Origin of the sequence: Salinisphaera sp. SPP-AMP-43, assembly GCF_049568105.1 — a bacterium.
In the GTDB taxonomy this organism is placed as follows: Bacteria; Pseudomonadota; Gammaproteobacteria; order Nevskiales; family Salinisphaeraceae; genus Salinisphaera.
Genome location: NZ_CP145335.1, coordinates 2513045 through 2528458 on the forward strand (window position 1 = coordinate 2513045; position 15414 = coordinate 2528458).

Here is a 15414-nt window from a genome sequence, read left to right on the forward strand (position 1 = left end):
CTTATCCGACGCTGAGAAGCGTTGTCGCGACGCGTCCTCAATGGACCATCAATACGATATGCAAACCGATGACGAACCAAGGCGCCGCCGCCAGCATACTGTCGAGCCGGTCGAGCACACCGCCATGGCCCGGAAACAGCCGACCACTGTCTTTTACACCGACCGAGCGCTTGAACATGCTGATGGTCAGATCCCCTACGACCGAAATCGCCGCGATCCAGCCACCGAGTATCGTCATCGCGAGTGTACGCCAGCCATCGAAGCCGAGAACTAACGCGCCGAGTGCCCCTATGGCCATCGCCATGAGCAGACCGCCTACAGCCCCTTCGACGGTTTTTCCGGGGCTGACCTGCGGCACCAGCTTGCGCCGCCCGAGCGTACGCCCCGCCGCATAGGCACCAGTATCCGCGCCCCAGATCATCACACAGAGCAATAAAACCAGAAACGGCCCATGATCAGCCTGATGGATATAGGCCACAGCCAGTACAGGCGCCGTTAACACCACGACGCCCGCCGCTAGCGCGAAACCGCGGCGACCGAGCGTTACTGACCATAACGCCGGAAACCGGCGCACCAACTCGATCGCAACCAGCCAAAACAGCGCCGCCAGTGCGAAGATCAGACTGTCGCTCGAGATGGCAGCGTTCGTATCGCGTACCGCGAATACGAGCGCCATAACCGCCGCTGTGGCCACGACCATCAGGATGCGACCGCTATCCGTGAGCGCATTCAGCGTGCCCCATTCCCAGGCACCGAACAGCATCAGAACGGCGACCAAACCGGCGACCGCCGTGGTCGGTAGGAACACAATCGCCAGTATGACCAGCGGTACGGCAACCGCAGCAGTCAGAACCCGAGTAGCCAGCACGACGTCAGCGCTGGGCGGCCGGAGAAGCAACCCGCCCGAAGCGTCGATCCCGCCCGGCGTACCAGTCGAGTGCCTCGTAGAGACGGTCTGGCCCAAAGTCGGGCCAAAGCTCGTCGGAAAAATAGAGCTCGCTATAGGCCATGTCCCACAGCAGGAAGTTGCTAATGCGACGCTCGCCGCCGGTACGGATGAATAAGTCCGGTGCCGAAAAACGGCCCAGGCTGAGCCCCGTATTGAAGCTGTGTTCGTCGATCGATTCCGGATCGAGCTCGCCGTCGCGACATGCCTGCGCCAGTTCCCGACTGCGACGGACGATGTCCCAGCGGCCGCCATAGTCGACCGCGATCACCAGCTGCAGCCCGGTATTGCTACGGGTGCGCTCTTCGGATGCGGCCATTTCGCGGGCCAGCGCCGCCGAAAACCGTGTGCGGTCGCCAATGAAGTGCATACGCACATTATTGGCTTCCAGCCCGGCCAGTTCCTTGCGGATCGTGCGGCGCAACAAATCCATGAGCAACCGCACCTCGGCCCCAGGACGTTTCCAGTTCTCGCTAGAGAAGGCGAACAGCGTCAGTGTCTCCACGCCCCCCTTCGAGGCGGCCTCGACCACATCGTGGGTGGTTTTGGCACCGGCACGGTGGCCAGCCGCCCGGGGCAGACCACGACCGCTGGCCCAGCGGCCATTGCCGTCCATGATGATCGCAACATGCTTGGGAATGCTCATCGTCGACTACGGATCAAACCGTCATGATTTCCTGCTCCTTGTCCTGGAGCAGGCTATCGATACGTTCGATATGTTGATCGGTGAGCTTCTGTATGCGCTCTTCACCGGTGTGCTGATCGTCTTCGGTGATCTCTTTTTCTTTGACCATTTCCTTGAGATCGGCGTTGGCGTCGCGACGCACGTTGCGTACCGCCACTCGCGCGTCTTCGGCCTCCTGTCGAACGACCTTGACCAGGTCCTTGCGCCGGTCTTCGGTCAGCGGCGGCAGCACCACACGAATCACCTGGCCCGCAGTGGACGGGTTGAGCCCGAGATCGGCGGTCATGATCGCCTTCTCGATTTTCTGCACCATGCTTTTTTCATAAGGCATGACCGTGATCGTACGCGCATCCTCGGTGGCCACGTTCGCGGCCTGATTGAGCGGCACCTCGACGCCATAATAATCGACAGTCACGTGATCCAACAGGCTGGTACTGGCACGCCCGGTTCGGATCTTGGAAAAATTCTCACGCATGACGCTGACCGTCTTATCCATGCGCTGTTTTGCGTCGGCGTAAATCTCGTCGATCATCGATTCGCTCTCGTCGTATTGTTATCGACCAGGGTGCCGACATCGTCAGCGCCCGTGGTGATACTCATCAAGTCGCCCGGCCGGTTGATATCAAAAACCCGCAGCGGCATGCCGTTATCCCGACATAGTACGATCGCGGTGGTATCCATGACCGCCAGGCGCTGATCTATGACTTCATCGTAGGTCAAATGGGTGTACCGGCGAGCCGTGGCATCCGTGAACGGGTCTGCGCTGTAAATGCCATCGACCTTGGTCGCCTTCAACAACAGATCGGCATTGATTTCGATCGCCCGCAGACTGGCCGCTGAGTCGGTAGTAAAAAACGGATTGCCGGTACCGGCAGCAAAGATCACGACGCGCCCTTTTTCCAGATGCCGGATCGCACGGCGCCGGATATAGTCCTCGCAGACCTGATTGATTCGCACCGCCGACATCACCCGTGCATTCAGCCCGGCATGCTCGACCGCATCCTGTAGGGCCAACGCATTGATCACGGTCGCCAGCATCCCCATCTGATCGCCGGTCACGCGGTCCATACCCCGCCCGGCCAGACCGATGCCGCGGAAGATATTCCCGCCGCCGACCACCAGAGCCACCTGGACCCGGGCCTCGACCAGCTCCCGGATTTCATGGGCGAGCCGTTCGACGACCTCCGCCGAGATACCGAACTCTGCGCCACCCATAAGGGCCTCGCCACTGAGCTTGAGCAGAATACGGCGGTAATTCGGCCTCGGCTTATCGGTCATGGGCAGTCGTTCCTAGTCGGTCGTGGCAAACGCGCGAATTATGTCATAAGCAGCCCGTCGGCCCGCAGCCGTCGGACAAAAAAAAGCCGGCTGCCCGTAGCAGCCGGCGCGGGGCTAATGATCAGCCCGTTTTTTCGGCCTGAGCCCGGACTTCTGCGGCGAAGTCCTCTTCTTTCTTCTCGATGCCCTCGCCGACTTCCAAGCGGGCGAAATCGGTGATCTGGGCACCCTTGTCCGAAACCAGCTTCCCAACCGTGGTGTCCGGATCCTTCACGAACGGCTGGCCCAATAGCGTGATTTCGCCAAGGAACTTGTTCAGACGGCCTTCGACCATCTTCTCGACGATGTTCTCGGGCTTGCCGGAATCCCGAGCCTGGGCCATCAGCACTTCCTTTTCGGAATTGCGACGCTCTTCAGGCACGTCCTCGGTGGACAGATGGGCCGGGGCCGAAGCTGCGACATGCATGGCCAGATCGCGCGCCAATTCATCGTCGCCGCCGTTCACTGCCACTGCCGCAGCGATGCGCACACCGTGCAGGTAAACATTGATACGGCCATCACCAGAGGCGGCCTCGACGCGATGAAAACGCCGCACAGTGACCTTTTCGCCCAACGTGGCGATCAGAGCACGACGTTTGTCTTCGACCGTCTCGCCACCCATGTCGATATCGCCCAGCGCTTCGACATCGGCCGGCTGCTTATCCAGCACCAGCTGGGCGATCTCGTCGGCGAACTGCACGAAATCTTCGTTCTTGCCGACGAAGTCGGTCTCGCAGTTCACTTCCACAAGCACGGCAGCGGACTTGTCGTCCGATACCGCGCTCGCAATGCGGCCTTCGGCGGCTACGCGGCCGGCCTTCTTATCGGCCTTGGCCAAGCCTTCACGCCGCATCGTCTCGGCTGCGGCTTCGATATCACCGTCGGCGGCCTGGAGTGCTTTTTTGCACTCCATCATGCCGGCGCCGGTGCGCTCACGAAGTTCCTTAACCAGCGCTGCACTGATTGCCATATTTATTCTCCAGAATTCGGTCGGGTAAGCGCCACTGGCCGATCTTATTGATCGGCCTTGTGCGGATCGGATTCCTCGGGCTCTTCGGCCGGGACCGACGCCACATCACCCAGCGAGGCAGTCGCCCGCGGCTCGGACTCGCCCTGCGATTCCTGGATGACCGAGTTCTGGGTGATCTTGGCTTCTTCCTGGGCCTCGGCTGGCTTGCCGGGCTCGTGCGAGGCCCCTTCGGCCTGCACTTCGACGATGTCTTCCTCGCCGCCGGTGAAATCACCTTTGCTGCCACGACCGGCCAGCACGGCGTCGGCGGCCATCTCGCTGTAGATACGGATCGCACGGATCGCATCGTCGTTACCCGGGATCACCACGTCGATGCCCTTCGGCGAGCAGTTGGTATCGACCACTGCGACCACCGGGATGCCCAGCTTGCGGGCTTCGTCGATGGCGATCTTTTCAAAGCCGACGTCGATGACGAACAGCGCATCCGGCAGGCTCGTCATATCCTTGATGCCGCCGATCGAGCGCTCGAGCTTGTCACGCTCGCGGTACAGATCCAACCCTTCGCGCTTGGACAGCTTGCGGATCGAACCGTCCTCGATCATCTGCTCGAGATCGTGCAGACGCTGGATCGAATTCTTGACCGTCTTGAAGTTGGTCAGCATGCCACCGAGCCAACGATAGTTGACGAACGGCATACCGGCACGCTGAGCCTGCTTGCCGATCGCCTCGCGCGCTGCGCGCTTGGTGCCGACGAACATGATGTTACCGCCGTTGGCAGACAGACGGCTGATATAGTTGTAGGCATCCTTGATCAGCGGCAGCGTCTGCTCAAGGTTAATGATATGAATCTTGTTGCGCTGTCCGAAGATGTAGGGGCCCATCTTCGGGTTCCAATAACGGGTACGGTGCCCAAAATGCACGCCCGCTTCCAGCAGCTGACGCATGCTGACTTCGCTCATAGATTTTCTCCGGGTTGAGCCTCCGCGCATCCCATGGAACAACCCCCAACCAAAACGGTGAGAGGCACCCTGGACCATGTGCCGATACGCGTGTGGATTTAGTCGAAATATACAGGTAACAATCGCCACCCGACGCCGCGGATTGCCGCGAACGCGAGCGGTTTATACCATAGCGGCCGTTTACAAGGCCACCGTCGCGCCCGCGCGACGTTGTCATTCTGCCACCGGCAAGGATCGAACGCGATGAGCGCGACAATCAAAACGCCCGAGGAACAGGACAAAATGCGCGAGGCCGGACGACTCGCTGCACAGGTTCTCGACATGATCGGGCCCTACGTCAAACCCGGCGTCACCACCGACGAACTCAACACGATATGCCACGACTTTATGGTCGATGAGCTCGGAACCACGCCGGCGCCGCTGAACTATAACGGCTTTCCGAAATCGGTCTGCACCTCGATCAATCATGTGGTCTGCCATGGCATTCCCGGCGACAAGAAACTCAAAAAAGGCGACGCGGTGAATATCGACGTCACCCTGATCAAGGACGGCTTCCACGGCGACAGCTCCCGCATGTATTTCGCCGGCGAGCCGTCGATCAAAGCCCAGCGCCTGTCCGATGTCGCCGAAAAAGCCATGTATCTCGGCATTGAGCAGGTCAAGCCCGGCGCTACCCTGGGCGATATCGGTGCAGCCATTCAGCAATACGTCGAATCCCAACGCTGCTCGGTGGTACGTGAATACTGCGGGCACGGTATCGGCCTCGGCTTCCACGAAGAGCCCCAGGTACTGCATTACGGCCAGGCCGGCTCCGGCATGACCTTAGAAACCGGCATGACCTTCACCATCGAACCGATGGTGAACGCCGGCAAGCGCCACGTGAAAATGCTGCCGGACGGCTGGACGGTGGTGACCAAGGACCATTCGCTTTCAGCTCAGTGGGAACACACTATTCTAGTGACTGAAACCGGGGTGGAAATCCTGACGCCTAGCCAATTGGTGGCTGCCTAACCGTGAGTATTGCATCGCCGAGCCCGGAATCCGAACTCGCTGGTCTGACCGATTGGGATAGTTTTCTCGATCATCTATGGACAATCGATATCCGCGACGCTAAAGCCGTGCGTGCAGCCCTGGATGAAGGGCAAACGCATATTGCCGAGGCCTTCCGTCGCGGTGAATCGATCACGCGACTGGTCTCGGCGCGCTGCGAAGTAGTCGATGCCATACTCGTGCATGCATGGCGTGAGCTGATCGCCACCGAGGGCGTCTGCCTGGTGGCGGTCGGCGGCTATGGGCGCAATGAGCTTTTGCCCCAGTCGGATATCGATCTGCTGGTGCTCTATCAGCCGCATCAGCTGGATGTGGTCGGACCCGCGCTGGAAGGTTTCCTGACCTATCTCTGGGATCTCGGCCTCGAAATCGGGCATGCAGTGCGCTCCCCAGCCGAGTGCGCCGAGCTGGCCGCGGACGATATCACCATCATGACCAACCTGATGGAATCGCGCGTCCTCACCGGCGACCCGGCGTTGTTCGCACGCATGCGCGCCAGCACCTCGGCCGAGCACCTCTGGTCTTCGGCGGATTTCTTCAACGCCAAGGTCGCCGAGCAGAATGCCCGTCACGCGCGCTATGACGAGACCGCCTACAAGCTCGAACCCAACGTCAAAGAATCTCCTGGCGGTCTGCGCGATATTCAGACCATCGCCTGGGTCGCCAAGCGCCAGTTCGCTGCGCATACCCTGGATGGCCTGGTCGACTACGGTTTTCTCAGTCGCCGCGAATTCTCCGAATTGCATCGCGGCCAGGCCTTTCTCTGGCGGGTGCGCTTTGCCCTGCACTTGCTGACCGGCCGCAATGAGAACCGGCTGCTGTTCGATCATCAAATTCAGATCGCCCATATGCTGGGCTACAACGACGCAGAAAACACCTTGGCGGTCGAGCGCTTCATGCAGCGCTACTATCGCAACATCAATGGGTTATCAGCTCTAAATGATGTTCTGCTTCAACTGTTCTCGGAAGCTATCCTGCATGTGTCGGACGATGAGCGTCCGCGGCCCATCAACGAACGCTTTCAGTCGCGTCACGGCTTCATCGAAGTCACGCATGAGAAAGTCTTCATCAACACACCGAGCGCCTTGCTCGAAATCTTTTATCTGATGCAGACCCGCCCGGGGTTGAGCGGTATTCGAGCCCGCACCCTGCGTTTGATGCGCCGTGACCGCCGACTGATTGACGATAACTTCAGGAATTCAATACGTTGCCGGCGATTGTTTACGGAGATTCTACGCCAACGCAGCGGTGTAACCCGTGCGCTGCGGCGTATGAATCGATACGGCATCCTCGGACGCTATCTGCCGAAGTTCGGACAGATTATCGGCCGTATGCAGTACGACCTGTTCCATACCCTGACGGTCGACGAGCACACTCTGTTCGTGATCCGCAATATGCGGCGCCTGGCGATTCCCCGGTTCGATCACGAGCTGCCGTTCGCCAGCGAGCTGATGCAGGCTTTGAACAAGCCGCAGATCCTGTATATCACGGGTCTGATGCACGATATTGCCAAGGGCCGCGGCGGCGATCATTCCGAGCTCGGTGCCGAGGACGCCCGCGAATTCTGTGCCGCCCACGGCCTTTCTTCGGAAGACACGGAGTTGGTGTGCTGGCTGGTGCGCCGGCACCTGCTGATGTCGATGACTGCCCAGCGACGCGATATCAACGACGTCGAAGTGGTCAACGAGTTTGCGCGCGAAGTCGGTTCGCGAGAACGGCTGGACCGGCTGTTTCTGTTGACGGTCTGCGATATCCGGGCCACCAATCCGGATCTCTGGAACTCCTGGAAGGAGAGCCTGCTTACCGATCTGTACAACAATACCCGGCGCGCACTCGAGCGCGGGCTCGACGATCCGCTGGACCGCGACGAACTGATCGCCGAAACCCGGAGCGCGGCTGCCGCCATGCTCACCCGAGCCGGCGTGAATACGCCGCATTTCAAAAGCCTCTGGGCCCGTTTCGAACCCGAGTACTTTCTGCGCCACAGCCCGGATGAAATCGCGCGTCAAACCCGAGCGATCATCACCCATGGCGATGACGATACACCGCTGGTCTCGATCAGCGATATCCCCGACCAGGGCACCACCCTATTCGTCTATACCCAGGACCGGGACTATCTGTTCGGTGTGACCACCGGCGTGCTTGCCCAGCTGGGCTTGTCGGTGCTGGATGCCCGTATCAATACCACCAGCGACGACTACACCCTGGACACCTACGTCATCGCGGAAAACAACGGCCAACCCGTGCACGATGCGTATCGTCGCAGCGAAGTCGAGGCAGCGCTGGTCCGCGCCATCGCCGACCCGGCCATCGAAAGCATCGATGTCACCCGTCGCCCCGGCCGCCGTAACCGGTATTTCAACGTGCCCACCCAGATCTATTTCACCCAGGCGACCGAACGCGATTGTACGGTCATGGAGATCATGACCGCCGACCAGCCCGGGCTGTTATCGATCATCGGTGATGTATTTCACCGCTGCGGCATTCTGTTGGAGACCGCCAAGATCGCAACCATCGGCGAGCGGGCCGAGGACGTATTCTTTATCACCGACCGTCAACAGATGGCGATTCGGGATGACGATATCCTGCGCGAGCTGCGAACGACGATGACGATCGAACTCGATCAATCGGACGATTGATCGCGAGTGACCTGGCCCTGGCCACGGACCGTCGTGTTTTCGGCCTTGCGAACTACCCCCAGTCTCACGGCGATCCACCGGGTCTAAAGTCACGAGCCACATCAGTACAGCCTTCACTATGAAGCGATGGCGCCCGATGGCCACTGCATGGTCACAGCGCGAGCGACGCGCTTATCGTACTCGCCGGCGTTGCGTACCTTGCGTGCAGGCCCGATGCGCAGCAGCGCGCGATGTTGTCCGTTGTGCTGGCGGACCGCATGCAAAGCATCGATCGGCCCTCGGGCGTGTTGAGGTTACCTCCAAGTACCGCGTTACCACCCCAAATCGTGGCTGGCGGGGCTCGTAACGCGGCCAGACACTATTTTGGGCGCACTCCTTCGGGGCAGTCTATTTGGCCACAATCCAGCGTTGCCGCTCACTGACGTAGTGCAACTCCGTCGTACTCGCGGCGTCTCGGCTTACAGCCAAACAGCCGCTGGCGCGGAGTCGCACGAAACCTCAACACGCCCTAGGTCGCGTCGTCACGAGACACGCCCTAGCCGACGCTGTCATCGAGTACGACGAGCTGGCCGGCTCGCACGTCTCGAATCGTTAGTGTTTGCCCCTCATGCGATAACTGCGGCTGATAACCACGCGCGACCGCACGCACCCTGGCCGGGTCGATATCGCCGAACTGCGTCAGATCGAGCACCACCTCCGACTCGACGTTCGGCGGCAATGTGATCGCTAGCATTTGTCGTTCGCCGCGTTGAAAAGCCACGGCTACCGGCCCTCGCGCCGTCGGCACCCGGGCCTTGAACCAGCCGAGATCGGCGGGCTGGGGCGCGATACGCAAACGTTGTGCACCCGGCGCGATGGGCCCAACCCCGGCTATGAAACGCATGACGACATTGGCCGGGGCAGTACCCCAGGCATGCGAGAACGTGGTGTTGCCTTTGATCGACGGATCCCAGGCTTCCATCGTGATTGTCGCCTGTAGATCATCCATCATATGCAGCCAAGAAAAGGTCGCGCGGCTCGTCATCAATCGAAGCGCGCTTTGCGCATGGCCGCTGACATACAACCCGTCGAGCAGCTGCTGGGGCGCATACACACTGACCCGCATCGATTGACCGGCCAGCCAAGCGCCTGCAGTCTCGCAAATCCGCTCGTCGGCCACGCCGAGCGCAAGTGCGAAAGCGCTGGCGTGCTGAGCCTGATGGGATGTACCCAGGCCATCGACATAGGCGCCGTTCGCTGCGACCAGCTGTGCATTCATTGCCGAGCGCAGCCGATCGGCCAAAGCCGCGTAGTATTGCCGCTCGTTGGCGCGTCCCAGCACGTCGGCAATCTGGGACAGCGCCCGGAATGCTGCATATTGCCAAGCATTGATTACCGTGTTGACGCGGGTGAACACATAGCCATCACGGTTGGCCGCGGGCCAGTCCACCAAGTCCCCGTTGACCTGGCTCGACTGCCCCGGATCTTTTTCGACCAGCCCGTCCGAGTTCAGATATTCGGTCAGCTGGCTCTCGACATACAGTGGGTAGTCTTCAGCGAACCGACTATCATCGCCGGTCGCCATATAGTCGCGCCAAGCCAGGATCGGTGGCATCAGCCTGTATTCGGTCGGCCATGTCGGACGACGCGCAAGATAGGCTATCGAATAGCGCGCCAGCGAATACGAACGCTGGGTATTGTATTCCGATAGCTGATTGATGATCGCATCGCCTTCATACGGAAGACGCTCGCGCGTCGGGGTATCCTGATAGACATCCAGCCGTAGCGCATCGATCGAATAACGACAGAAATCCCAGACCCGATCGAGGTCGTCGTTGGAACTCGCGAAATCGGCGTCGTCATCGCGCCATGGCATTTTCAGCGCTCTTGCAGTCAACCCGGAGAGCACGTCCAGGTTCGGATCGGTCAACAATTCGATCCAACGGAATGCCCGATACCCCCAGTGCTGCAACCTCTGCTGTCCGTCACGCAGGGTCCATACTTCGCGGAAAGTCTGACTGGCCCGCAGGTGATAGCGCGCGCCGTTGCCGTCGCGTTCCTCACCAAGCCGAACTTCGACCGTTTGACCGGCCCGGCCGGTGATGTCCAGCTGAAGCCCGCCCACGATCTCTTGCCCGAGATCGACCAGCCAGTGCCCCTGACCCAGCTGCACGCTAGAGTCAGCCTCGACCGTCCAACACGCCACGTTGTCGACCCACCCTGGCGCTAAACCGGGCAATTCGGCACCGGCGACCGGCGCCGGCCAGCTGGCATCATCGAACCCGGGATGTTGCCACCCGGCCGGTTCGGCCCCTGCATGGATGTATTCCTGGGGCGCTTGATAATACCCACCCCCTGTAAAACCGGCCGGGGGCCGCAGACGATCGCCCGAGCGTACCCGCCAATCCGTTCCGGTGCCGATCACCTGCCGGCGCCCATCCGAGTATGTGATGACTATATCCGCCATGAATGCGCGGCGTTCGGCGCTATAACAGATCGCCGAGACCGCATTTCTACCGGCGGTGAGCCGATCGGTAATATCGTGAACGTGGTAGCGAGTCTGGGTATCCGGATCGAACGCTCGGACCGGGCCGATACCGGCGAAATCACCGTTGACGGCCAGCCGATAGACATACTGTCGAGCCGGCTCGGGCGAACGGCCAGTCGCGCGTACCCAGGCAGCATCAACCTCCCCCGAGACCTCGAACTCGGTCCGCGCCAGCAGCCAGTCGTTGGTCAAACCTAGCGCGGCCAGAGTCGTTTCGCTGCGCCCGAGCACTAGGTCACCACGATCGGTCTGTTGACCGGTAAACAAACCGGGTCCGGCAGCGAAATCCTCATCGATGACGGCGCTACCGTCGGTTTTGCTAAAACGAATCCTATGCCAACGCTGGGCTTCGGTACGCCCATTTCGCAGCCCGATAGTGCCGTGCGTGAAAGTATCGTCACGAGTCACATCAACGAGGCGGCCGTTAACCCGGGTTTCGAATCGATCATCTTGTAGGCGAATCGACCAATCGAACGATTCGCCAGCCGAAATCGCGATGTCCAGCGTTTTCTCGGCCAGGACCGCATAGGCGCCGTTGCGCTGGACATGCGTTTTTAGCACCGCGGGGTGACCACTACGAAGTTGCCACAGGTAATTGTTGCGCTCGTCCTGTGCCCGAAACCATACGCCAGCGGCCACGGATTCGATCGTAACGTTTGCCTCGAAGGTGCCGTTTGCGGTTTCGTCGGCCGGATTCGGGGCCCAGATCGAATCGGCCGACCACGTCGACCCCGATTCCGTGATCAATCGTTGCGGCTCGGACCACATCGAGGCCGGACCACGCTCTGGCCATGCCCGGATGCGCCAGTAATACGCGGTATCGCGATCGAGTCCCGGCCCGTCGCAAGCCACGCCCGTCGAGCGGGATGAAGCTACGCGACCGCTGTCGTAGAGCAGGTCGCTCCCCGATGCCACCCCTTTTCGGGTTCGGCCAATCTGAACGCGGTAGGCGGTCTGCCGGGGCGTGGCTCCCCGGCTGGGTACAATCCAAGACAGCCTTGGCTGGCGATCAAGCACGCGTATTCCGGTTGGCCGTTCGCGCAGGTCAACCATCAACCCGGTGGGCCGGCGTGGGTCGATATGCAACGAATCGGCTGCTGAAGACGAGGCCTCGGCTTCGTCGATCCAGCGCAATGGGCCGGTCAGATGCGCGGCAGCCACGCTCCCGACCCCGAACCCCGCCCACTTCAGAAAGCGCCGTCTATTCTGATCGACTGGCATATCCCTTTCTCCTGTTCTTATAAGTTATGCAGCACAAGACGTCACCGCGACCGCGGCGATGCCGGTGCCGAGTTCTAGCCCGCGAGGACTACCAGTGTCCCGGGCAAGGCCTGTGTAACCGTCAGTCTCTGGTCTTGAACCTTGCTTTGCGGCTTGTAGCCACGGCCCTGCACCGTCACGCGATTCGGATCGAGTGCGCCCATCTGGCTGAGATCCAGTTCGATCTCTGATTCGGTATTGGGCGGCAGACTAATCTCGAGCAGCTGCCGCTGTCCGCGCTGGAATACCACCGATACCGGGCCGCGGATGGTCGGCACTCGGGCTTTGAACCAATCCAGGCCTGCCGGCTGCGGTGCGATACGCAGCCGAGCGGCGCCGGGCGCCACCGGCGTGACACCGGCGATATACCGCATCACGGTATTGGCCGGCGCTGTTCCCCAGGCATGCGATAACGACATATTGCTCGACACCGACGGGTCCCAGGCTTCCGGCGTGATCGTGGCTCCCAGGTCATCCATCACATGCAGCCACGAGAACTGGGCACGACTGGTCAACAACGCCAGCGCAGCCTCGGCCTCATTCGCGTTATAGAGTGCATCGAGCAGCTGCTGGGCGCCGTAGACACTGCCCCGCATGCCTTGCCCGGCCAGCCACTGGCCGGCGGCGTTCTTCGCCGCATCCTCGGTCACGCCGAGCGCCAGCGGGAACGCCGTGGCGTGCTGGGCTTGATGCTGGGTGCCGATGCCGTCGTAGTAGGCACCATTGCCGGCGATCAGCTGGCTATTGAGGCCCTGCTGCAACCGATCGGCGAGCGATGCGAAGCGACGCTGGTCCTGCCCGCGGCCCAACACGCCTGCGATGCGGGACAGTGCCTCATAGGCCGCGTACTGCCACGCATTGATCACTGTATTCACATTGGTGAAAACATAGTCGTCACGGTAGCCCCGCGGCCAATCGACCAGGTCGCGCGGGAACCGGTAGTACTCGCCCGGTGATTTATCGACCAAGCCCTCTGCGTTCAGATACTCGGTCAGCTGCCGTTCGACCAGCAGATCATAGTCGTCAGCCAAATTGGAGTCGTCACCGGTAGCCAGGTAGTCGCGCCAGGCGAGGATCGCGGTCATCACATGGTATTCGGTCGGCCAGGTGGGGCGCCGCGCGAGATAAGACGTCGAATAACGCGCCAGCGCATACGACCGCTGTACGTTGTATTCGGACAGCTGGTTGATGATCGCATCGCCTTCGTACGGCCCGCGCTCACGGGTCGGCGTATCCTCGTAGACGTTAACCCGCAGCGCCTTGATCGAATAGCGACACAGCTCCCAGACCCGATCCAGTGCCGAGTTGGAACTGGCGAACTCTGCCTCATTGTCGGTCCAGGGCTGGCGCAGTACGAGCGCCTGCAGCCCGCTGATCACATCGATGTCTGGAGCGGCGATCAGCTCGACCCAGCGAAAGGCCCGATAGCCCCAGTGTTGCAGGCTCTGGGCGCCGTCGCGCAACATCCAGACTTCGCGGTAGGTCTGGCCGACACGCAATTCATAGCGCGCCCCACCGTCGTCGGCCCGTTCTTCACCGAGACGGACTTCGACCTGCTGACCGGCGCGGGCGGTGACGTTTAGCCGCAGGCCGCCGACGACTTCGCGGCCCATATCGATCAGCCAGTGCCCCGAATCGAGTTGGGTGCTGCTTTCGGGCTTGACCGGTATGCAGGCGATGTTCTGGTCCCAGCTCGGCGCCAACCCCGGCAGTGGTCCGGCCTCGACCGGCTCGGCCCAGGCACTGTCGTCATAGCCCGGGCTGCGCCAGCCGAGCGGCTCGGCCCGGGCATCGATATATTCCTGGGGCGCTTGATAAAAACCGCCCCCGGTAAAACCGGCCGGCGGACGCCAGCCACCAGCCAACCGTACGCGCCAATCGCGCCCGGTCCCGATCACTTGGCGGCGCCCGTTGCGATAGACGATCACGATATCGGCAAGAAACGCATGCTCGTCGGCGGTATAGCAGAATGCCGAAACCACGTTGGCGCCGGCTTTGAGCTGGTTCGTAATATCGTAGGTGTGGTAGCGGGTTTCGGTATCGGGATCGAAAGCACGCACCGGCCCGACCCCGGCGAACCGATCGTTGACCGCCAGCCGAAAAACATACTGGCGAGCGCCTTCCGGAGAGCGCCCGCTGGCCTGGATCCAGGCAGCCTCGATATCGCCGTCGACCTGAAACTCGGTACGCGCCAGCAGCCAATCGTTGGGGCTCACACCCTGATCCGGATCCGCTTCGACCCGCGGCGCCCATATCGGCGACCCGGTCCATTCCTCGCCCATCTCTGTGACCAACCGCTGCGGCTCCGACCACATCGAAGCATGGCCGCGTTGCTGCCAGGTCCGAACGCGCCAATAATAGACCGAGTTCGGCGCCAGAGCGGGCCCGCCGTATGCAATGCCGGTCGATCTATCCGACTCGACACGCCCGCTGTCCCAAACCAGATCGGTGCCCGATGCGAGACTGTCCCGGCTACGGCCGATTTGCACGCGATAAGCCGCCTGCTGCGGTACCGGCCCAAGCGCTGGCACGATCCAGGACAATCTCGGGCGATGGTCGGTGACCCGAATCCCCAAGGGCTCGGGCAGAAGATCCATGAGCAGCCCGGAGGGTGCCCTCGGGTCGATGCCCAGCCGATCGCTCTGGGCCGCCTCGGCCGCCTCCATCCACTCGATCGGGCCGGTCAGGCGGGCTGCAGCGATCCCCGCCACACCGCCGCCGGCTAATTTGAGAATCCGTCGTCTTGTTTGGTTGACCTTTGTCATTATCTCCTCCAGCTACTGTGCGGCGTTTATGTCGGTGCCGCTTTCTAATGCGCTGAGTGCGGTCATGAGCGATCGGCGCAAGCGTCGCTCCCGGCTTCGGCCAGCGGGTATTGAGGTGTGATAAGAGTGCCGCGCGAAGTCGGTCTGGCTGAGCCTGGGCCACTACGGGCGAACGCGCCCGATGCAGCCCGTTCACAGGCCAGCAGCCATTCGTGGCTCTCGCCTCGTTGCTCGTTTTATTGACGCAGCGATGCCGTGCTCGAAGCCTGTTCAACAGGCCGCGCAGCCCTGCCCGC

The 15414-nt window shown here is 61.3% G+C and carries 10 protein-coding genes; 2 read left to right on the forward strand and 8 right to left on the reverse strand.

Translation table 11 applies throughout. From position 1 onward, the window contains the following. Positions 1–37 precede the first annotated feature (37 nt). The 6 genes from V5738_RS10690 to rpsB all read right to left on the reverse strand — a co-directional run bounded on the left by V5738_RS10690 (position 38) and on the right by rpsB (position 4877). Positions 38–868, reverse strand: coding sequence for a phosphatidate cytidylyltransferase (locus tag V5738_RS10690; RefSeq protein WP_423820788.1), 831 nt, complete (start codon positions 866–868; stop codon positions 38–40). A 4-nt stretch (positions 869–872) separates the two neighbouring features. Further along, positions 873–1592: a polyprenyl diphosphate synthase gene (gene uppS, locus V5738_RS10695; protein WP_423820789.1), complete on the reverse strand. Its 720-nt coding sequence runs from the start codon at positions 1590–1592 to the stop codon at positions 873–875. A gap of 13 nt (positions 1593–1605) precedes the next feature. Continuing rightward, on the reverse strand, positions 1606–2163 hold the full coding sequence (gene frr, locus V5738_RS10700; protein WP_423820790.1) for a ribosome recycling factor: 558 nt from the start codon (positions 2161–2163) through the stop codon (positions 1606–1608). Then, positions 2160–2909, reverse strand: coding sequence for a UMP kinase (pyrH, locus tag V5738_RS10705; RefSeq protein WP_423820791.1), 750 nt, complete (start codon positions 2907–2909; stop codon positions 2160–2162). The genes frr and pyrH overlap by 4 nt, the downstream gene beginning before the upstream one ends. Positions 2910–3030: 121 nt before the next feature. After that, complete coding sequence (gene tsf / locus V5738_RS10710; protein WP_423820792.1) at positions 3031–3918, reverse strand: translation elongation factor Ts; 888 nt, start codon at positions 3916–3918, stop codon at positions 3031–3033. Between the two features lie 44 nt (positions 3919–3962). Then, the gene (gene rpsB / locus V5738_RS10715; RefSeq protein ID WP_423820793.1) at positions 3963–4877 is read right to left on the reverse strand and encodes a 30S ribosomal protein S2; all 915 of its coding nucleotides are present in this window, start codon (positions 4875–4877) and stop codon (positions 3963–3965) included. 243 nt (positions 4878–5120) lie between these two features. Here rpsB and map point away from each other — a divergent pair, with 243 nt between their 5' ends. Beyond that, the gene (gene map / locus V5738_RS10720) at positions 5121–5888 is read left to right on the forward strand and encodes a type I methionyl aminopeptidase (RefSeq protein WP_423820794.1); all 768 of its coding nucleotides are present in this window, start codon (positions 5121–5123) and stop codon (positions 5886–5888) included. Positions 5889–5890: 2 nt separating this feature from the next. Further along, on the forward strand, positions 5891–8566 hold the full coding sequence (gene glnD / locus V5738_RS10725; protein ID WP_423820795.1) for a [protein-PII] uridylyltransferase: 2676 nt from the start codon (positions 5891–5893) through the stop codon (positions 8564–8566). Positions 8567–9101: 535 nt separating this feature from the next. On the opposite strand, the gene V5738_RS10730 is transcribed toward glnD, so the two are convergent. Continuing rightward, the gene (locus V5738_RS10730; protein ID WP_423820796.1) at positions 9102–11732 is read right to left on the reverse strand and encodes a family 78 glycoside hydrolase catalytic domain; all 2631 of its coding nucleotides are present in this window, start codon (positions 11730–11732) and stop codon (positions 9102–9104) included. Positions 11733–12388: 656 nt separating this feature from the next. Next, positions 12389–15118, reverse strand: a complete 2730-nt coding sequence (locus V5738_RS10735; RefSeq protein ID WP_423820797.1) for a family 78 glycoside hydrolase catalytic domain — start codon at positions 15116–15118, stop codon at positions 12389–12391. Between the last annotated feature and the right edge of the window lie 296 nt (positions 15119–15414).

Coding starts and splice junctions, on each gene's coding strand:
- map (WP_423820794.1), top strand. CDS start 5,121: ATGAGCGCGACAATCAAAACGCCCGAGGAACAGGACAAAATGCGCGAG.
- V5738_RS10735 (WP_423820797.1), bottom strand. CDS start 15,118: ATGACAAAGGTCAACCAAACAAGACGACGGATTCTCAAATTAGCCGGC.
- rpsB (WP_423820793.1), bottom strand. CDS start 4,877: ATGAGCGAAGTCAGCATGCGTCAGCTGCTGGAAGCGGGCGTGCATTTT.
- frr (WP_423820790.1), bottom strand. CDS start 2,163: ATGATCGACGAGATTTACGCCGACGCAAAACAGCGCATGGATAAGACG.
- pyrH (WP_423820791.1), bottom strand. CDS start 2,909: ATGACCGATAAGCCGAGGCCGAATTACCGCCGTATTCTGCTCAAGCTC.
- tsf (WP_423820792.1), bottom strand. CDS start 3,918: ATGGCAATCAGTGCAGCGCTGGTTAAGGAACTTCGTGAGCGCACCGGC.
- uppS (WP_423820789.1), bottom strand. CDS start 1,592: ATGAGCATTCCCAAGCATGTTGCGATCATCATGGACGGCAATGGCCGC.